The organism is Lelliottia sp. EB106-05-01-XG201 (assembly GCF_058791735.1).
In genome coordinates this window covers 3,126,759-3,146,279 of the sequence record NZ_JBYTDV010000001.1, presented here as the reverse complement: position 1 = coordinate 3,146,279, position 19,521 = coordinate 3,126,759, and the positions used below count along the sequence as shown (strand labels likewise).

Below are 19,521 nucleotides of genomic sequence, written 5' to 3'. Positions count from 1 at the left end.
AGGGTGACATCATGGAATTCTATCTCGACACATCTGACGTAGCCGCAGTCAAAAAACTGGCACGCATTTTCCCGTTAGCGGGCGTAACGACCAATCCGAGCATCGTCGCCGCGGGTAAAAAGCCGCTGGACGTGTTGCTGCCAGAGCTGCATGACGCGCTCGGCGGAAAAGGGCGTCTGTTCGCGCAGGTGATGGCGACCACCGCAGAAGGCATGGTGGAAGAGGCCCGTAAGCTTCGCGCCATCATTAACGATCTGGTGGTGAAAGTGCCGGTCACGGCGGAAGGGCTGGCGGCGATCAAAATGTTGAAAGCGGAAGGGATTCCGACGCTGGGAACGGCGGTGTATAGCGCGGCGCAGGGGATGTTGTCGGCACTGGCGGGGGCAGATTATGTCGCGCCGTACGTCAATCGTCTGGATGCGCAGGGTGGAGATGGAATTCAGACCGTGGTGGAACTTCAGCAGCTGTTAACGCTGCACGCGCCGCACGCCAAAGTGCTGGCCGCGAGCTTCAAAACCCCGCGTCAGGCGCTGGACTGTATGCTGGCGGGTTGCGAGTCGATCACCCTGCCGCTGGACGTGGCGCAGCAGTTTATTACCTCTCCGGCGGTGGATGCGGCGGTAGTGAAGTTTGAGCAGGACTGGCAGAGTGCGTTTGGACGTACGTCGATTTGATGCAAATAAGCCGGATGGCGCTAACGCTTATCCGGCCTACGGGTCCGAAGGTTTTTGTTGGCCGGATGGCGCTAATGCTTATCCGGCCTGCGGGTCCGAAGGTTTTTGTAGGCCGGATGGCGCTAACGCTTATCCGGCCTACGGGTCCGAAGGTTTTTATTGGCCGGATGGCGCTAACGCTTATCCGGCCTACGGGTCCGAAGGTTTTTGTTGGCCGGATGGCGCTAACGCTTATCCGGCCTACGGGTCCGAAGGTTTTTGTTGGCCGGATGGCGCTAACGCTTATCCGGCCTACGGGTCCGAAGGTTTTTGTTGGTTGGATGGCGCTAACGCTTATCCGGCCTACGGGCCCGAAGGTTTTTGTTGGCCGGATGGCGCTAACGCTTATCCGGCCTACGGGGCCGAAGGTTTTTGTTGGCCGGATGGCGCTAACGCTTATCCGGCCTACGGGTCCGAAAGTTTTTGTAGGCCGGGTAAGGCGAAGCCGCCACCCGGCTTTTTTTATGAATGACAGACATCGCACCCCGAATTGCGCATCAACTTCATCTCCCGAAACTGACAGGTCATCGCGTCGTACATCACGATTTTCCCGGCGGCCGGCGTGCCGTAATGCGTCAGCACTTTAATCGCCTCCATCGCCTGCAATGAACCGATCACCCCCACGAGTGGCGCCATCACACCCGCTTCGACGCAGGTGAGGGCATTCTCGCCGAACAAGCGGCTTAAACAGCGATAGCACGGCTCGCCGTCCGCATAGGTAAAGACAGAGATCTGTCCTTCCATACGAATCGCCGCTCCGGAAATCAGCGGCGTTTTATGGGCAAAACAGCCCGCGTTGAGCTGATTGCGCACGGTCACGTTGTCGGTGCAGTCGAGCACGATATCATGCTGCGCGATGTGCGCGGACAGCGCCGCCTCATCCAGCATCGCGTCGATCAGGGTAAAGTGAACGTTGGGGTTAATGCGCGCCAGCGCGTCGCGCGCTGAAACCACTTTCGGCTCGCCGACGGTCGCGTCACTGTGCAGCGTCTGACGCTGTAAGTTCGACACCGACACGGTATCAAAATCCAGCAGCGTCATATTGCCGACGCCCGCCGCTGCCAGGTATTGCGCCGCCGCGCAGCCTAAACCACCCAGTCCGACGACCAGCACGTGCGCCGCTTTCAGCGCCTCCTGCCCGTCGAAATCAAACCCGCGCAGGACGATCTGCCGGTTATAGCGCAGCATCTCCTTGTCGCTCAGCTCCACCGCCATCTTAGCCTCCGAACAGATGGTTAAAGGCTTCAACCTCAACCCACTCACCGGCTTCGACGTTCCCGCGCTCACGCTCCAGGACGATGAAACAGTTGCCCTGGCTGAACGAGCTAAAGATATGCGAACCCTGATGCCCGGTGGTGCTCACTTCCAGCTCGCCGTCGGCGTTACGCGCCAGAATGCCGCGCTGGAAATCCAGGCGCCCCGGCGATTTCTTCAGCCTTGTTGCAGCGCGCACACGCTGACGCACCGGCAGGCCCGACGCTTTATCACCGGAGAGTTTCGCCAGCAGCGGCTGCACCAGCTGATAAAAAGTCAAAGCCGCCGAGACCGGATTGCCCGGCAGGCCGCAGAACCAGCTGTGTTCCAGTTTGCCAAAGGCAAATGGTTTGCCCGGTTTGATCGCCAGCTTCCAGAAGCCAATTTCGCCCAGCTCGTCGAGAATGGTTTTGGTGTAGTCCGCCTCGCCGACGGAGACGCCGCCGGAGCTGACCACCACGTCGGCGGATTTGTCCGCTTCGATAAAGGCCGCGCGCAGTTTTTCTGGATCGTCCGGGATAATGCCAAGGTTGATCATCTCGCAGCCCACCTGCTCCAGCATCAGATGCACGGCCAGACGGTTCGTGTCGTAGATTTGCCCCGCCTGCAACGCCTCGCCCGGCAGCTGCAGTTCATCCCCGGTGGAGAAGACCGCGACGCGCACTTTGCGCACAACGTCGATGTCAGGAATGCCGAGCGATGCCAGCACCGGCAGCTCCGCCACCGTCAATTTGGTTCCGGCGGCGAAGACGGTCGCGCCCTGGGCGATATCTTCCCCGGCGCGGCGGATGTTCTGATTTGCTTTGACGCTGGCGGTAAAGCGCACGCCTGCGTCGGTCTGTTCGGTCTCTTCCTGCATCACCACCGCGTCGCACCCGTCAGGCACCGGCGCACCGGTCATGATGCGAATGCACGAACCCTGCGGCCACTCGCCAGCGAAAGGCTGACCGGCGAAAGCTTTTCCGGCAACCGGTAAGGCATTTCCCGCCTGAATATCCGCCAGGCGCACCGCGTAACCGTCCATCGCCGAGTTATCAAACCCCGGCACGTTCAGCGGAGAGACCACGTCGCGCGCCAGAACGCGCCCAAAGCCGCGCAGCAAAGGTAGCGTTTCATGCTCTTTCAGCGGGGTGATTCGGTCGAGCATCTGTGCGAGTGCCGTTTCAAGCGGCATCAGTCCGGCGGTAAAATCCATGGGTTACTCCTGCGGGTGAGCTACGAAAGCGGGCATTATGACAGAAAAGTGCCTCTAACTGTATGACACGGAGGGTGTAGTCTTTACATCACCTCTGCGTCTTTCTATATTCAAAATTCATCTGAAAGATCTGACCACGATAATGATATTTATAGGAAAAGCAGCGCCTTTACGCTGACAGGTGATGAAATGGGTAATGCGGTAATCGCAATTCACGGCGGCGCAGGGGCGATTACCCGGGCGAAGCTGAGTCCGGAGCAGGAAATTCGCTATGTTGACGCGCTATCTGCCATTGTCGAAGCGGGCCAGCGGATGCTGGAGGCGGGCGAGAGCGCGCTGGATGTCGTCACCGAGGCGGTACGTTTGCTCGAGGAGTGCCCGCTGTTTAACGCGGGCATTGGTTCGGTCTTTACCCGCGACGAAACCCACGAGCTGGACGCCTGCGTGATGGATGGCAACACCCTGAAAGCGGGCGCAGTGGCGGGTGTCAGCCATCTGCGCAATCCGATTCTGGCGGCGCGGCTGGTGATGGAGCAAAGCCCGCACGTCCTGATGACGGGCGCAGGCGCGGAGCAGTTTGCCGCGGAGCACGGCATGGAATTAGTCCCAGCGGAGACGTTCTCCACGCCCGAGCGTTATCAGCAATTATTGGAAGCGCGCGACGCGGGGATCACCCAGCTCGATCACGCGGCACCGCTGGATGAGAGCACCAAAATGGGCACCGTCGGGGCGGTGGCGCTGGATAAAGAGGGCAACCTCGCGGCAGCCACCTCGACCGGCGGTATGACCAACAAATTACCGGGCCGGGTAGGGGACAGCCCTCTGCCGGGCGCGGGATGCTATGCCAATAACGCCAGCGTGGCGGTCTCTTGTACCGGCACCGGCGAAGTCTTTATCCGCACGCTCGCCGCGTATGACATCGCCGCATTGATGGATTACGGCAACTTAAGCCTCGCCGAGGCCTGCGAGCGCGTGGTGATGGAAAAACTCCCGGCGCTCGGCGGCAGCGGCGGGCTGATTGCCGTCGATCGCGAGGGCAACGTTGCCTTGCCGTTTAACAGTGAAGGGATGTATCGCGCCTGGGGTTATGCCGGCGATGCGCCATCGACGGGAATTTATCGTGAATAAGGGGTTTATGCGTGCCGCACAGTAACGAACTGGACAGCCGGGAAGTTCTGGCCGTCCACAACCTGAACATCGCGTTTCAGGAAGAGCGGCGGCCTGTCCCGGCGGTAAAACAGCTTTCGTTCTCTCTCAAGCGAGGCGAAACGCTGGCGATTGTCGGTGAGTCCGGCTCCGGGAAATCCGTCACCGCTCTGTCGCTGATGCGTCTGCTGGAACAGGCGGGCGGGATCATCGACTGCGACAGCCTGCTGTTGCGCCGTCGCAACCGGCAGGTGATCGATCTTACCGAACTGAGTCAGTCGCAAATGCAGAGCGTGCGCGGCGCGGACATGGCGATGATTTTCCAGGAGCCGATGACCTCGCTCAATCCGGTGTTCCCGGTGGGCGAGCAGATCGCCGAATCCATCCGACTGCATCAGGGGCTCAACCGCGAGCAGGCGCTGGCGGAAGCCAAACGCATGCTGGAACTGGTGCGCATTCCTGAAGCCCAGACCATCCTCGGGCGCTATCCGCATCAACTTTCGGGCGGGATGCGCCAGCGGGTGATGATCGCCATGGCGCTGTCGTGCCGCCCGGCGGTGCTGATTGCCGACGAACCGACCACCGCGCTGGATGTGACCATTCAGGCGCAGATCCTCCAGCTCATCAAAGTGCTGCAGCAGGAGATGGAGATGGGGGTGATTTTTATCACCCACGATATGGGTGTGGTCGCCGATATTGCCGATCGGGTGCTGGTGATGTATCAGGGCGAAGCCGTTGAAACCGGCAGCGTGGAGCAGATTTTCCACGCCCCGGAACACCCTTACACCAAAGCGCTGCTGGCGGCGGTTCCGCGATTAGGTGCGATGAACGGCACCGATTTGCCGCGCCGTTTCCCGCTGATTTCGCCAGGCGTGGCGCAAAGTGCGGAAACCGAACAGGATACAGTGGTACCGGGCGAGCCGATTCTTAAGGTGCGCGATCTGGTCACCCGATTCCCGCTGCGCGGCGGGCTGCTCAACCGCGTGAAGCGCGAAGTGCACGCCGTTGAAAACGTCAGTTTTGATCTCTGGCCGGGCGAAACCCTGGCGCTGGTGGGCGAATCCGGCTGCGGAAAATCGACCACCGGGCGGGCGCTGCTCAGGCTGGTGGAGTCCCAGGAGGGAAGCATTACCTTTAACGGCGAGCGCATCGACACCTTGCCCGTCAGTAAATTGCAGCCCCTGCGCCGGGATATTCAGTTTATCTTCCAGGACCCGTATGCGTCTCTCGATCCGCGCCAGACGGTCGGTTACTCGATCATGGAGCCATTGCGGGTGCATGGCCTGCTGAAAGGCGAAGAGGGGCAGCGGCGCGTCGCCTGGTTACTGGAACGCGTGGGGTTGAAGCCGGAACATGCCTGGCGTTATCCGCACGAGTTTTCCGGCGGGCAGCGTCAGCGCATCTGCATTGCCCGCGCGCTGGCCCTCAACCCGAAAGTGGTGATCGCCGACGAATCCGTCTCGGCGCTGGATGTCTCCATCCGCGCGCAAATCATCAACTTACTGCTCGATCTTCAGCGCGAGCTGGGCATCGCGTTTTTGTTTATCTCCCACGACATGGCGGTGGTCGAGCGCATCAGCCATCGTGTGGCGGTGATGTACATGGGGCAGATCGTCGAGATCGGCCCGCGTCGCGCGGTGTTTGAAAACCCGCAGCATCCGTATACCCGCAAGCTGATGGCCGCCGTTCCGGTGGCCGATCCCGCGCATCGCCACGGCCAGCGCGTGCTGTTGCAGGATGAGATGCCGGGCAATATCCGTAAACGCGGCGAAGCGACGGAGCGTGTGGTTCTGCGCGAAGTCGGCCCCGGTCACTTTGTGGCCCCGCCGCATCAACACAATGCATTTTCACGCTTATAGCCTTTGACAGACAGGGAACAACAGGAGAATACAATGACAAAATTTGTTGCTCATTCATGGCTGTTAGCCGCGAGCGTGACGGCCGCGCTGGCTGCAACGCCCGCGTTTGCGGCCAAAGATGTGGTGGTCGCCGTGGCGTCCAACTTCACCACGCTGGACCCGTATGACGCCAACGACACGCTGTCGCAGGCGGTGGCGAAATCCTTCTATCAGGGGCTGTTCGGCCTTGATAAAGAGATGAAGCTGAAAAACGTGCTTGCCGAAAGCTATACCGTCTCCGATGACGGCCTGGTCTACACCATCAAACTGCGCAGCGGCGTCAAGTTCCAGGACGGGACCGATTTCAACGCCGAGGCGGTGAAGGTGAACCTCGATCGCGCCAGCGATAAAGAAAACAGCCTCAAGCGCTATAACCTGTATAAAAACATCGCCAGCACCGAAGCGGTCGATCCGACCACGGTGAAAATCACCCTGAAAGAGCCGTTCTCGGCGTTTATCAATATTCTGGCGCACCCGGCGACGGCGATGATCTCCCCGGAAGCGCTGAAAAAATACGGCAAAGAGATTGGCTTCCACCCGGTCGGCACCGGGCCGTACGAGCTGGTGACCTGGAATCAGACCGATTTTGTGAAGGTGAAGAAATTCGCCGGTTACTGGCAGAAAGGGTTGCCGAAGCTGGACACCATCACCTGGCGTCCGGTGGTCGATAACAACTCCCGCGCGGCGATGCTGCAAACCGGCGAAGCGCAGTTTGCCTTCCCGATCCCTTACGAGCAGGCCGCGATTCTGGAAAAAAACAGCAAGCTGGAGCTGGTCGCCAGCCCGTCGATCATGCAGCGCTACATCAGCATGAACGTCACGCAAAAGCCGTTTGATAACCCGAAAGTGCGTGAGGCGATCAACTACGCTATTAACCGTCAGGCGCTGGTGAAGGTGGCCTTTGCGGGCTACGCGACTCCGGCGACGGGTATCGTCCCGCCGTCAATTGCCTACGCCCAGACCTACAAGCCGTGGCCTTATGATCCCGCGAAAGCGCGCGAATTGCTGAAAGAGGCGGGCTTCCCGAACGGCTTTAGCACCACGCTCTGGTCTTCGCACAATCACAGCACCGCGCAGAAAGTGCTGCAGTTCACCCAGCAGCAGCTGGCGCAGGTGGGCATCAAAGTGCAACTGACGGCGATGGACGCCGGCCAGCGCGCCGCCGAAGTCGAAGGCAAAGGGCAGAAAGAGAGCGGCGTGAGAATGTTCTACACCGGCTGGACCGCCTCGACGGGTGAAGCCGACTGGGCGCTGTCGCCGCTGTTTGCCTCGCAGAACTGGCCGCCGACGCAGTTCAACACCGCGTTCTACAGCAATCCGCAGGTGGACAAAGATCTGACGGACGCCCTGAAAACCACCAAAACCGACGAGAAAGAGCGTCTGTACAAGGATGCGCAGGATACCCTGTGGAAAGAGTCGCCGTGGGTACCGCTGGTGGTCGAAAAACTGGTCTCCGCACATAACAAGGCGCTGACCGGGTTCTACATCATGCCGGATACGGGCTTCAGCTTCGATGACGCGGATTTGAAATAACAGAACTCATTCCCGCGGGCGATGGTCTGCGGGATGAGAGGGAAAGGCATGCTGAATTATGTTTTTAAACGCCTGCTGGGCTTAATCCCCACGCTGCTGATTGTGGCGGTGCTGGTGTTTTTGTTTGTCCATATGCTCCCCGGCGATCCGGCGCGGCTCATCGCCGGGCCGGAGGCGGATTCGACGGTCATTGAGATGGTGCGCAAGCAACTGGGTCTCGACCGGCCGCTGTATGTGCAGTTCTGGCACTACATCACCAACGTGTTGCAGGGCGATTTCGGTATTTCGATGGTGTCGCGCCGTCCGGTCTCCGAGGAGATCGCCAGCCGCTTTATGCCGACCTTCTGGCTGACGATTGCCAGTATGTGCTGGGCAATGATCTTCGGGCTGGCGGCGGGGATTATCGCCGCCGTCTGGCGCAATCGCTGGCCGGATAAGCTGGGCATGGCGCTGGCCGTCACCGGGATTTCGTTCCCGGCCTTTGCACTGGGGATGCTGCTGATGCAGATTTTCTCCGTCGAACTGGGCTGGCTGCCGACGGTGGGGGCGGATACCTGGAAGCACTACATCCTGCCGTCGCTGACCTTAGGCGCGGCGGTGGCTGCGGTGATGGCGCGCTTTACCCGCGCGTCGTTCGTCGATGTGCTGAGTGAAGACTACATGCGTACCGCGCGGGCCAAAGGGGTGAGCGAGAAGTGGGTGATCCTCAAACACGGCCTGCGCAACTCGATGATTCCGGTCGTCACGATGATGGGCCTGCAGTTTGGTTTTTTGCTCGGCGGTTCGATTGTGGTGGAGAAGGTCTTTAACTGGCCGGGGCTCGGTCGTCTGCTGGTCGACTCCGTCGACATGCGCGACTATCCGGTGATTCAGGCAGAAGTGCTGCTGTTTTCACTGGAGTTTATTCTTATCAACTTAGTGGTGGATGTGCTCTACGCCGCCATTAACCCGGCTATCAGGTACAAGTAAGATGCGATTGTTTAACTGGCGTCGTCAGGCCATTTTGCAGGCCATGCCGGGGTTAAAACCGGACCATATCCGCACGCCGTGGCTGGAGTTCTGGCGTCGGTTCCGCCGTCAGCCGGTGGCAATGACCGCCGGATTGTTCGTTCTGCTGCTGATCCTGGTGGCGATTCTGGCGCCGTGGATCACGCCGTTCGATGCCGAGAATTACTTCGACTACGACCGGCTGAACGATGGCCCGTCGATGATGCACTGGTTTGGCGTGGATTCCCTGGGACGCGATATCTTTAGCCGCGTACTGGTGGGCGCACAAATCTCGCTGGCGGCGGGCGTGTTCGCGGTGCTGATCGGCGCAGCGATTGGCACGGTGCTAGGATTGCTGGCCGGTTTTTACGAAGGCTGGTGGGACCGCATTATCATGCGCATCTGCGACGTGCTGTTTGCCTTTCCTGGTATTTTGCTGGCGATCGCGGTGGTGGCGATCATGGGCAGCGGGATGGCGAACGTGATTATCGCCGTGGCGGTGTTTTCCATTCCGGCGTTTGCCCGCCTGGTGCGCGGCAATACGCTGGTGCTGAAACAGCAGACGTTTATCGAGTCGGCGCGCAGTATCGGTGCCAGCGATGCGACCATCCTGTTCAACCATATTCTGCCCGGCACGGTCTCCTCGATTGTGGTCTATTTCACCATGCGTATCGGCGTGTCGATCATCTCGGCGGCGAGCCTGTCGTTTCTGGGATTAGGCGCACAGCCGCCCACACCGGAATGGGGCGCGATGCTCAACGAAGCACGGGCCGATATGGTGATTGCGCCGCACGTAGCAATCTTCCCGAGCCTGGCGATCTTCTTCACGGTGCTGGCGTTTAACCTGTTAGGGGATGGTTTGCGCGACGCGCTGGATCCGAAGATTAAGGGATAATGTCGCGGAAAGTGCCGGGTGGCGGCTGCGCCTTACCCGGCCTACGGCCCTGGCGCCAGGAAAGTTGTTACATTGTAAATGATGTTAATTAGTTTCGATTTATTGACCTGCCGCATTATTCTGTACAAAAAATGAGCTTATTCTGATCCTGCACAATGGCTGACAAGGGAGGAAATAGCATGTCCGTTGACAGACTGAAACGCGATCTTCTGAACAAGCTGATCAATGCCCGGATTGACCTTGCGGCATACCTGCAGTTAAGGATGGCAAAAGGGTACATGTCAGTCAGCGAAAGCGACCATCTGCGTGATAATTGTTTTGAACTGTGTGACTACATGCGTGAAAAAGCGCCGATCCTGCGGGATCACTACGACGCTGATGAACAGCTTGTCCTGCAACGCGCGGCTGACGCGTTGTCCAAAGCTGCCGTATGCCTGATGACCGGACACCATGATTGTCCAACGTTTGTCGCCGTCAGCGCAGAGAAACTCGAACACTGCCTGACGACACTGACTCTCTGCATTATGTGCCTGAAAGAGCATGCCGCGCTCCATCAGCACTAAATCTCGGGGGAGGCGACTCCCCCTTCTGCTTAAGCTTTTGTAAAAGTGCTCACGCGCCCGAACGACCTGGCTACTCTTTATGCCAAACGTCGAAAAAAGGAGTGCGTAATGCGCCGATCTTCGCTGATTCCTCTCTCGCTTGTATTCCTCTCTGCTTCGGTGATGGCCGCGCCCGCAGCCGTTAAGGTCGATGTGCTGCAAACCAAACTCGATCACCCCTGGTCGCTGGCCTTTTTGCCAGATAACCAGGGGATGCTGATAACGCTGCGGGGTGGGCAGCTCAAGCACTGGCAGGCGGGGAAAGGGCTGTCGGATCCGATTGTCGGCATCCCGAAAGTCTGGGACAGCGGACAGGGCGGGCTGTTTGACGTGGTGCTGGCCCCGGATTTTGAAAAATCGCGCCGCATCTGGCTGAGCTACGCCGAAGTCGGCAATGACGGGAAAGCGGGCACTGCGGTGGGATATGGCCGCCTGAGCGACGATCTGTCGCGCGTCGAAGCCTTCCAGGTGGTGTTCCGCCAGATGCCGAAACTCTCAACGGGCAATCACTTCGGCGGACGGCTGGTCTTTGACGGTAAAGGCTATCTCTTTATCGGGCTGGGTGAGAACAACCAGCGCCCGACGGCGCAGGATCTGGATAAACTCCAGGGCAAAGTGGTGCGCCTGACGGATCAGGGCAAAGTTCCGGCGGACAATCCGTTCGTCGATAAAGCGGGCGCGCGCCCGGAAATCTGGTCTTACGGCATTCGCAATCCGCAGGGCATGGCGATGAACCCCTGGACCGACGTGCTATGGCTCAACGAGCACGGCCCGCGCGGCGGGGATGAGATCAACATTCCTGAAAAAGGCAAAAACTACGGCTGGCCGCTGGCGACGCACGGCATCAACTACAGCGGCCTGAAAATTCCGGAAGCCAAAGGCGAGCACGTCGAAGGCACCGAGCCGCCGCTGTTCGTCTGGAAAGTCTCGCCCGCGGTGAGCGGGATGGCGTTCTACAACAGCGACGTTTTCCCGCAGTGGAAAAACAAACTGTTTGTCGGCGCGCTGAAAGAGAAGGACGTGATTGTCCTGAGCGTGAACGGCGATAAGGTGACGGAGGACGGGCGGATTCTGGGGGATAGAGGCAACCGCGTTCGCGATGTGCGCGTCGGGCCGGATGGTTATCTGTACGTGCTGACCGACGAATCGGACGGGCAACTGCTAAAAGTCAGCCCGTCCGGGGCCTGATTAGCTGACCGGGATCATCACCGCTTTCTGGAAGGCCGGGCGCTCTTTAAGCTGCGCGACCCAGCGCTCCAGGTTCGGATGCGATTGCCACTCCAGCCCGACGTTGGTCAGGTTCCAGATAAATGGTCCGACGGCGATATCGCCCACACCAAACGCGCTGCCCGAGAGCCACGGCTGATTCGCCAGGGCATCGCCCAGCAGCGCAAACATTTTCTCGCAGGCCTCTTTCCCGGCGTTGATGGCGGCGTAATCGCGCTCGGCTTCCGGGGTTCTGACCAGTCCCATCAGGATCGGACGGTGTGCCACAGAAAGCGTCTGGTTCGCCCAGTCCATCCATTTTTCCCCTTCGGCGCGACGGGCAGGATTATCCACCCACAGGCGATTTTGCCCGTACTGCGCCGCCAGATAACGCACGATGGCGTTGGATTCCCACAGGGTTAAATCGGTTTCATCGTCGCGTAACAGCGGCACCAGTCCGTTCGGGTTCATCGCCAGATACTCGGCGTCTTTGTTCACGCCAAACTGCAGACCGGCCATGATCTGGTTAAACGGTAAATCCAGCTCTTCCAGCGTCCACAGCACTTTCTTGACGTTGGTTGAATTGTTCCTGCCCCACAGCGTAATCATATTGACTCCTGAATGAGTGAAATAACCTGAGTGGTGAATCAAAGCCTGCGGTTTCACATGGTGAGATAAACCTAACATTTACGCAACAGAAGACAAAAAAATCGCATCAGGAACAGCGCCCCGGCCCGTTATTGCGTAAACTTTAAAAACTTTACCTGGTTTAGGTTTCTTTAGACTCATTAGTACGTTATTACTCATCGCTTCTTGCGACACGGTGATGTGACGTGATTTTTTAGAAAGGACACTCGGGTGGCATTTATGACGCATAAAACTTCTTCTCTGCGAAGCCTCGCAGCAGGCTCCGCACTGCTTTTCCTGTTTTCTCCAACCCTGTATGCAGCGGAAGCCGCGGCCCCTGAAGCGCCGCCGGTCGACGCGCGCGCGTGGATCCTGATGGATTACGCCAGCGGCAAAGTGCTGGCCGAAGGCAACGCCGACGAACAGCTCGATCCAGCGAGTCTGACCAAGATCATGACCAGCTACGTGGTCGGGCAGGCGCTCAAAGCCAACAAAATTAAGCTCGACGATATGGTGACCATCGGCAAAGACGCCTGGGCCACCGGCAACCCGGCGCTGCGCGGATCTTCCGTGATGTTCCTGAAACCGGGGGACCAGGTTTCCGTATCGGATCTGAATAAAGGGGTGATTATTCAGTCGGGTAATGATGCCTGTATCGCGCTGGCGGATTATGTCGCCGGGAGCCAGGACTCCTTTATCGGCCTGATGAATGGCTACGCGCAAAAGCTGGGTCTGACCAAAACCACCTTCAAAACCGTTCACGGCCTGGACGCGCCGGGGCAGTTCAGTACCGCGCGCGATATGGCGCTGCTGGGCAAAGCGCTGATCCACGACGTGCCGGATGAGTACGCTATTCACAAAGAGAAAGAGTTTACTTTCAACAAGATCCGCCAGCCGAACCGCAACCGTCTGCTGTGGAGCAGCAACGTGAACGTGGACGGGATGAAAACCGGGACCACCGCGGGCGCGGGCTATAACCTGGTGGCTTCTGCGACCCAGGGCGATATGCGTCTGATCTCCGTGGTGCTGGGGACCAAAACTGACCGTATCCGCTTTAACGAATCTGAAAAACTGCTGACCTGGGGCTTCCGCTTCTTTGAAACGGTGACGCCGATTAAGCCTGATGCGACCTTCATCAGCCAGCGCGTCTGGTTTGGCGATAAGAGCGAAGTGAATCTGGGCGCGGGTGAAGCCGGTTCTGTAACGATTCCGCGCGGACAGCTGAAAAACCTGAAAGCGAGCTACACGCTGACCGATCCGCAGCTCACCGCGCCGCTGAAAAAGGGCCAGGTTGTCGGGACGATTGATTTCCAGCTGAACGGCAAATCCATCGAGCAGCGCCCGCTGATCGTGATGGAAGCGATAGAAGAGGGCGGGTTCTTTAGCCGGATGTGGGACTTCGTGATGATGAAATTCCACTCGTGGTTTGGCGGTTGGTTTTAAGTGATTTCAGCGCCGTCTGCCATGCCCGGCGGCGCTTCGCTTGCACGGGCCTACAAAACCCGCGCACATTGCATCAATTTAAATCCGGTTTTGTAGGCCGGGTAAGGCGTAGCCGCCACCCGGCAAAACCCGCGCACATTGCATCAATGTAATCCGGTTTCGTAGGCCGGGTAAGCGTAAGCGCCACCCGGCAAAACCCGTGCACATTGCATCAATTGAATCCGGTTTCGTAGGCCGGGTAAGCGTGAGCGCCACCCGGCAAAACCGCACTCAATACATCAACTTAATCTGCTGCGCTTTCGCATGGGCGACCAGCTCGTCATCCGGCTTACAGTCGCTCACAATCGTGTCAAAACGCGCCAGCTCACCCATCCGTGCCGGACGGACTTTGCCAAACTTGCTGTGATCCACCACCAGCACATGATACTGCGCGGCGTTCATCGCCCAGTGCTTCACCGTCAACTCTTCGAGATTAAAACAGGTCGCACCCTGACGCACGCTCACGCCCGCTGCCGAGTAAAAGGCGATATCCGGACACAGATTGCTGAGCGTATCCTGCAAATTCAACGGTTTGAAAATGGCGTTGCTGGCGTGAAACTCGCCGCCGCAGAGGATCACCCGACACTCAGGTTTCTCCTGAAGCGCCAGAAAAGTATTCAGGGAGTAGCACACCGCTGTGAACGGCAGCGTGTTATCGATGGCTTCGATAATCCACGGCGTGGTCGTCCCGCAGTCGAAAAACAGGGTCTGATGCGGTTGCACAAGGGAAGCGGCCAGCCGCGCGGCTTTGCGTTTCTCCTCGACCAGGCGGGTTTTTTGATCGCTCAGCAGATAATGGCTGCCGCTGCGCGGCTCCAGCACGATATAACCGCCGAGCAGCACTACCGGGGCACTTTCGCTGTTCAGGTCGCGACGGATGGTCATCTCGGAAACGCCGAGCAGGGTGGCGGCTTCTTTGAGATGCAGCTTATCGCTGCGCTTCAGGGCGTGCAGCAGCTGGGAGATGCGGTCGTCGCGTCGTGTTTCCATAGATCCTCGGGGCGAAAAAGTGAACCCCCACAATGTGGGGGTTCAAGTGTAACCTGTCGGACCGGGATTAGTCACGTATCCAGCCCTTGCGGATGGGCAGGGCGAAGCAGACGCGGTAAACCCGCTGCAGCCCGCGATAAATCTGCTGGCCCATGATATTCCACAGGATTTGCGCCGTCAGACAGCCCATAAAACCAACCAGCAATCCGCCCAGCATATCCAGCGGCCAGTGGACGCCGAGGTAAACGCGCGACCAGGCGATGCCAAGGGCGATAACCATCAACACCACGCCCGACCAGACGCGATGCCAGAACAGGAACGCCAGCGCGAAGGTGAAAATCACCGTGCCGTGATCGCTTGGGAAGGAGTCATCTGCCGCGTGGTGCAGGAAGTTTGAACCGATATGGTCGACAAACGGACGGTCGTGCGGGAACAGATGTCCCAGCGTCCAGGAGGCGGTCATGCTCACCGCCAGGGCCATCGCAATCTTAATCACCAGCTGGCGCTGGGCGCTGACCTGCGTGCGCGGACCCCACAGCCAGAGGATCGCGATGAGCAGGGGCACGATGTTAATCAGATCTTTGGCGACAAATTTGGCAAAGATAATCATCCACTCCGGTGACGCCGGGGTGGCATTAATCAGATAAAACAGTCCGTAATTGAGATTCTCTAACATTCCATCATCACTCTTTTGCAAACCAGGCAGATACAAGGCCGTAAGCCACGACCTGAGAAAACCACACCCACCAACCTGCCCACAGGTTGTGAGAGAAGAAATGCGCACCGCGCATCACCTGACCGAAGCCCATCGCCAGCCCGACCGCTGCGCCCAGGGCGACGAAGCACCACGCCAGACGAGGACGCTCACGCCAGAAGGCGAAAAACAGCCCCATGATCATAAAGCCGCTCGAAGCGTGCCCACCGGGGAAACAGCGACCGGGACCGCTACCCTCAGGCGCGCTGCCAAACAGCGGATACGACACCGCCTTGCCGCCGTACTCCAGCAGATCCCACGGGCAGCTGTGGTGGCTGATGCTTTTCAGCACGCCCACCACCAGCGTTCCGAGCCCCATCAACAGTGCGCCCGTCACCAGCGGCATATTGCGGCGGAATGCGCCATAAATCAGCGCGACTGCCGCCAGCGCAATGGCGATGTACTTCGCCAGCCGGTGGTTCAGCAGATCCAGCAGATGATTTTGCTGGAGCGGGAAATGGTGAGTGGCGGCGTCATACCAGAAACCCGTTATCCACCGATCCAGCGTTTCATCGCGCGAAAGCCAGGTAAACAGCACCGCCAGAACAATCAGCACGAAAAGCTGATAACCATAAAAGCGGGCCGGTAAACGGTAAAGGGGTTTTGTCTTAGTTGTCGGCGACTTAGATAAATCTGATGGGGCAGTATTGTGGGCCATAAATGACGTTCGTTGACGGGAAATAGGAGCATCATAAAGGTGTCAACTTAAGGAAACCTTAAACGGCGACGATATGTGCTTTATTTCTGTTTATCTTCGATAATTTACTATCTCGCGACCCGTCATTTCATTACACTCATCGCGATTTTTACATCAAAAAGAGACCGCATGTTAAACCGTTCTTCTTCCGGTAATCGTCTGGGTCGTCAGGCGTTACTTTTCCCTCTGTGTCTGGTGCTTTACGAATTCTCTACCTATATCGGCAACGATATGATCCAGCCGGGTATGCTGGCGGTGGTGGAGCAGTTCAACGCCGGGATCGAGTGGGTTCCAACCTCCATGACCGCCTATCTGGCTGGCGGCATGTTTTTACAGTGGCTGCTCGGGCCGCTGTCAGACCGTATTGGCCGTCGCCCGGTCATGCTCACCGGCGTGGTGTGGTTTATCGTCACCTGCCTCGCCATTCTGCTGGCGCAAACCATTGAACAATTTACGATCCTGCGCTTTTTGCAGGGGGTGAGCCTGTGCTTTATCGGCGCGGTGGGGTATGCCGCCATTCAGGAGTCCTTTGAGGAGGCGGTGTGTATCAAAATCACCGCCCTGATGGCGAACGTGGCGCTGATTGCGCCGCTGCTCGGCCCGCTGGTGGGCGCGGCCTGGGTACACGTTGCGCCGTGGGAGGGGATGTTTGTGCTGTTCGCGCTCCTGGCGGCAATCTCATTCTTCGGTTTGCATCGCGCGATGCCGGAGACCGCCACCCGTCTGGGCGAAAAGCTGTCCCTGAAAGAGCTGGGGCGCGACTATAAAGAAGTGCTGAGAAATGGCCGCTTTGTGGCGGGCGCGCTGGCGACCGGTTTTGTGAGCCTGCCACTGCTGGCATGGATTGCCCAGTCGCCGGTGATCATCATCAGCGGCGAGAAGCTCAGCAGCTACGAATATGGTCTGCTCCAGGTGCCGATTTTTGGCGCGCTGATTATCGGCAACCTGGTGCTGGCGCGCCTCACGTCGCGTCGTTCCGTGCGGTCGCTGATCATCATGGGCGGCTGGCCGATTGTCGCCGGGCTGGTGGTCGCGGCTGTGGCCACCGTCGCCTCTTCACATGCTTACCTGTGGATGACGGCCGGGCTGAGTATTTATGCCTTCGGTATCGGCCTGGCAAACGCTGGTCTGGTGCGGCTGACGCTGTTCGCCAGTGAAATGAGTAAAGGCACGGTCTCCGCCGCGATGGGGATGCTGCAGATGCTGATTTTCACCGTCGGAATCGAAGTCAGCAAACACGCCTACAGCTTTGGCGGTAACGGGCTGTTCAGCCTGTTTAACCTCGCCAATGGCGTGCTGTGGCTGGGACTGATGGTGGTGTTCCTGAAAGATAAGCGCGTCGGCAGCGCGTTGCAGTAAGTTTTGCCGGGTGGCGGCTGCGCCTTACCCGGCCTACATCTCGTGTTTGTCGCTTTTGTAGGCCCGGTAAGCGTAGTGTCACCGGGCACTAGTTAAACGGTGCTTCCCCGTTCAACGCTTTCTCAATCACATCCAGCACGCCTTCATCGTTGTTATGCGGCGCTTCAAAACGTGCGACCGCTTTGATGTGCGGTTTGGCGTTGGCCATCGCGAAACTAAAGCCCGCCTGGCGCAGCATCTCCACGTCATTCCCGCTGTCACCAAACGCCAAGACTTCGCTATCGGCAATGCCCCAGTGCTGCTGCAAAATCCGCAGACCGTTCGCCTTGTGCACGCCTGGAATGATCAGATCGATATTGCCATGCCCGGTAGTCACCGGAACCATGATGTCGCTCAGCTCGGCGTGGATCATCTCCTGCACGCGCGGAATATCGCTGTCCGGCAGATTCAGCCCGAATTTAAAGAAGATGTCATCCAGATGGTCAAAGTTATCGACCATTTCCAGGCGATGGTAATACTTCGCCGCCATCTCTTTCAGGCTGTCGTCATAGGCTTTCAGGGTATAGGCGCTGCTTTTCCCGCAGGCAATCACTTCCACTTCCGGCAGTGCGCAGAGAAAACGTGCCACCGTATCAAACTGGGCTTTGGTCAGCTCACCGTTAAACACATCTTCGCGGGCATTCACCACCCAGCCGCCGTTTTCCGCGACAAAGGCGATCTCATCGGCAATCTCCGGGAAGAAGGAGATCAGCTGGTAATACTGATTCCCGCTGGCGACCACGAAGCGAATATCCTGCTCCTTCATGCGTGCATACTGCGCCAGAAAGCGCTCGCGGTTGTAGGTCTTGGCGTCGCTCAGGAAGGTTCCATCCATGTCGACAGCGATTAACTTAACGCTCATATCCCTTCTCCATTGCTGAATGTTGCATAACAGGTTTTGCCACGGCTTTTGCGACCAGCGCGGCGACAATGACCAGGGCTAACACCACCAGCATCGCGCTGCGCAGCCCGTAATGTTCGCCGAGGAAACCAAGCAGCGGCGGGCCGACCAGGAAGGCGAGATAGCCGGTGGTCGCAACCACGCTGACGCGCGTCGGGGCGTCCGGGCCTGTATCGCTGGCCGCCGAAATGGTCAGCGGGAAACCGAGCGATGCGCCCGCACCCCACAGGATAACCGAGACACCGGCGATCCAGTCCACGTCGACAAAAATAATCAGCGCGATACCCAGCGCGCCCATCATTGCACTGGCGCGCACCACCGCGACACGGCTGTAGCGGTCGATAAACCAGCCGCCGGTGAAACGCCCGACGGTCATTCCGAGGGTAAACCCGGCGTAAATCAGCGAGCCGGAGGTCGGGCTAAACCCGTGACCGTCGACCATCAGTAGCGGCAGCCAGTCGTTGGCGGAGCCTTCGGCAAACGCCATCGCCAGGACCACCACGCCGATCAGCATCAGCTGCATATCGCGATAGAAAGGTAACCCTTTCTCGGTCGTTTTTTGCTCTTCCGCGCTGTTTTTGCTGGTGCCGTCAGGAATAAAGGTGATGCCGGTCAGGATCGGCAGAATGCACACCAGCGCGGCCAGCAAAATATGCAGACTGGCGGCGGTGCCAAAGGCCGTCAGCGCCATGCCGACACCGGCGCCAGCGAGCGTACCGAGGCTGTAAAAGCCGTGCATCATTGGCAAAACGGTCTTGTTCAGCTCGCGCTCAACCGCTGCGCCTTCGACGTTAATCGCCACTTCCGCCGCGCCAAAGCTCCCGCCAAAGACCATCAGACCAAAGGCAAACATCACCGGCGACGCGAACCACAGGGCGGCGCTCAGGAAAAACATGCCAACCACGGCGCTGCACATGGTGGTGCGGATCACTTTCCGCGTGCCAAAACGCTTCACCAGCCATGCCGAACAGAGAATGCCGCTCATCGATCCGATCGACAGACCGAACAGTACGATGCCCATTTCTGCCGTCGACACCGACAAAATATCGCGGATCGCAGGGGTACGCGTCGCCCAGGACGCCATCAGGAGTCCGGGAATAAAGAAGAACATAAACAGAGCCCACAGGCGTCGCTGCAGGGCTTTACGAGGAGAAATCAACGTCATTGAGGAGCACCGGAAGTACAACAATAGCGACAACACTAGCAAGTTTGTGTACATTTGTACACAAACCGAAAGGGGAAA

The 19,521-nt window shown here is 58.6% G+C and carries 18 protein-coding genes; 10 read left to right on the top strand and 8 right to left on the bottom strand.

The window, feature by feature from the left end:
* The first annotated feature begins 11 nt into the window (after window positions 1–11).
* The gene (fsa, locus tag AC3WS9_RS14795) at window positions 12–674 is read left to right on the top strand and encodes a fructose-6-phosphate aldolase (RefSeq protein ID WP_285155185.1); all 663 of its coding nucleotides are present in this window, start codon (window positions 12–14) and stop codon (window positions 672–674) included.
* 501 nt (window positions 675–1,175) lie between these two features.
* Here fsa and moeB read toward each other — a convergent pair.
* Together moeB and moeA are read right to left on the bottom strand one after the other, a co-directional pair.
* The gene (gene moeB / locus AC3WS9_RS14790) at window positions 1,176–1,928 is read right to left on the bottom strand and encodes a molybdopterin-synthase adenylyltransferase MoeB (RefSeq protein ID WP_492489062.1); all 753 of its coding nucleotides are present in this window, start codon (window positions 1,926–1,928) and stop codon (window positions 1,176–1,178) included.
* 1 nt (window position 1,929) lies between these two features.
* Entirely contained in the window at window positions 1,930–3,162 is a 1,233-nt protein-coding gene (gene moeA, locus AC3WS9_RS14785; protein ID WP_492489060.1) for a molybdopterin molybdotransferase MoeA, read from the bottom strand.
* 189 nt (window positions 3,163–3,351) lie between these two features.
* On the opposite strand from moeA, the gene iaaA reads away from it, so the two are divergent.
* The 7 genes from iaaA to AC3WS9_RS14750 all read left to right on the top strand — a co-directional run bounded on the left by iaaA (window position 3,352) and on the right by AC3WS9_RS14750 (window position 11,411).
* Window positions 3,352–4,290: a beta-aspartyl-peptidase gene (gene iaaA, locus AC3WS9_RS14780; RefSeq protein ID WP_282492300.1), complete on the top strand. Its 939-nt coding sequence runs from the start codon at window positions 3,352–3,354 to the stop codon at window positions 4,288–4,290.
* A gap of 11 nt (window positions 4,291–4,301) precedes the next feature.
* A complete protein-coding gene (gene gsiA, locus AC3WS9_RS14775) occupies window positions 4,302–6,167 on the top strand; it encodes a glutathione ABC transporter ATP-binding protein GsiA (RefSeq protein ID WP_492489058.1) in 1,866 nt (621 codons plus the stop codon).
* Between the two features lie 33 nt (window positions 6,168–6,200).
* Window positions 6,201–7,739: a glutathione ABC transporter substrate-binding protein GsiB gene (gsiB, locus tag AC3WS9_RS14770; RefSeq protein WP_285155603.1), complete on the top strand. Its 1,539-nt coding sequence runs from the start codon at window positions 6,201–6,203 to the stop codon at window positions 7,737–7,739.
* 48 nt (window positions 7,740–7,787) lie between these two features.
* A complete protein-coding gene (gene gsiC, locus AC3WS9_RS14765; RefSeq protein WP_285155604.1) occupies window positions 7,788–8,708 on the top strand; it encodes a glutathione ABC transporter permease GsiC in 921 nt (306 codons plus the stop codon).
* A 1-nt stretch (window position 8,709) separates the two neighbouring features.
* Entirely contained in the window at window positions 8,710–9,621 is a 912-nt protein-coding gene (gsiD, locus tag AC3WS9_RS14760) for a glutathione ABC transporter permease GsiD (protein WP_282492303.1), read from the top strand.
* A 179-nt stretch (window positions 9,622–9,800) separates the two neighbouring features.
* Window positions 9,801–10,184: a biofilm formation regulator BssR gene (gene bssR / locus AC3WS9_RS14755; RefSeq protein WP_095281373.1), complete on the top strand. Its 384-nt coding sequence runs from the start codon at window positions 9,801–9,803 to the stop codon at window positions 10,182–10,184.
* A 108-nt stretch (window positions 10,185–10,292) separates the two neighbouring features.
* A complete protein-coding gene (locus AC3WS9_RS14750; RefSeq protein ID WP_285145478.1) occupies window positions 10,293–11,411 on the top strand; it encodes a PQQ-dependent sugar dehydrogenase in 1,119 nt (372 codons plus the stop codon).
* Here the strand turns inward: AC3WS9_RS14750 and AC3WS9_RS14745 are convergent, their stop codons facing one another.
* Window positions 11,412–12,038: a glutathione S-transferase family protein gene (locus tag AC3WS9_RS14745; RefSeq protein WP_492489055.1), complete on the bottom strand. Its 627-nt coding sequence runs from the start codon at window positions 12,036–12,038 to the stop codon at window positions 11,412–11,414.
* Window positions 12,039–12,296: 258 nt separating this feature from the next.
* On the opposite strand from AC3WS9_RS14745, the gene dacC reads away from it, so the two are divergent.
* Entirely contained in the window at window positions 12,297–13,499 is a 1,203-nt protein-coding gene (dacC, locus tag AC3WS9_RS14740) for a serine-type D-Ala-D-Ala carboxypeptidase (protein ID WP_095284222.1), read from the top strand.
* Between the two features lie 270 nt (window positions 13,500–13,769).
* On the opposite strand, the gene deoR is transcribed toward dacC, so the two are convergent.
* From deoR to AC3WS9_RS14725, 3 genes are all read right to left on the bottom strand, one after another.
* On the bottom strand, window positions 13,770–14,528 hold the full coding sequence (deoR, locus tag AC3WS9_RS14735; protein WP_492489053.1) for a DNA-binding transcriptional repressor DeoR: 759 nt from the start codon (window positions 14,526–14,528) through the stop codon (window positions 13,770–13,772).
* Window positions 14,529–14,595: 67 nt separating this feature from the next.
* Window positions 14,596–15,204: an undecaprenyl-diphosphate phosphatase gene (ybjG, locus tag AC3WS9_RS14730; protein ID WP_282492308.1), complete on the bottom strand. Its 609-nt coding sequence runs from the start codon at window positions 15,202–15,204 to the stop codon at window positions 14,596–14,598.
* 7 nt (window positions 15,205–15,211) lie between these two features.
* Window positions 15,212–15,940 (bottom strand): phosphatase PAP2 family protein, encoded by a 729-nt coding sequence (locus AC3WS9_RS14725; RefSeq protein ID WP_492489051.1) that lies wholly within the window; start codon window positions 15,938–15,940, stop codon window positions 15,212–15,214.
* A gap of 168 nt (window positions 15,941–16,108) precedes the next feature.
* On the opposite strand from AC3WS9_RS14725, the gene AC3WS9_RS14720 reads away from it, so the two are divergent.
* The gene (locus AC3WS9_RS14720) at window positions 16,109–17,338 is read left to right on the top strand and encodes an MFS transporter (RefSeq protein ID WP_282492310.1); all 1,230 of its coding nucleotides are present in this window, start codon (window positions 16,109–16,111) and stop codon (window positions 17,336–17,338) included.
* An 88-nt stretch (window positions 17,339–17,426) separates the two neighbouring features.
* Here the strand turns inward: AC3WS9_RS14720 and AC3WS9_RS14715 are convergent, their stop codons facing one another.
* Window positions 17,427–18,239, bottom strand: coding sequence for a Cof-type HAD-IIB family hydrolase (locus AC3WS9_RS14715; RefSeq protein WP_492489048.1), 813 nt, complete (start codon window positions 18,237–18,239; stop codon window positions 17,427–17,429).
* Complete coding sequence (locus AC3WS9_RS14710; protein ID WP_492489046.1) at window positions 18,229–19,443, bottom strand: MFS transporter; 1,215 nt, start codon at window positions 19,441–19,443, stop codon at window positions 18,229–18,231. Before AC3WS9_RS14710 ends, AC3WS9_RS14715 begins: the two co-directional genes overlap by 11 nt.
* Between the last annotated feature and the right edge of the window lie 78 nt (window positions 19,444–19,521).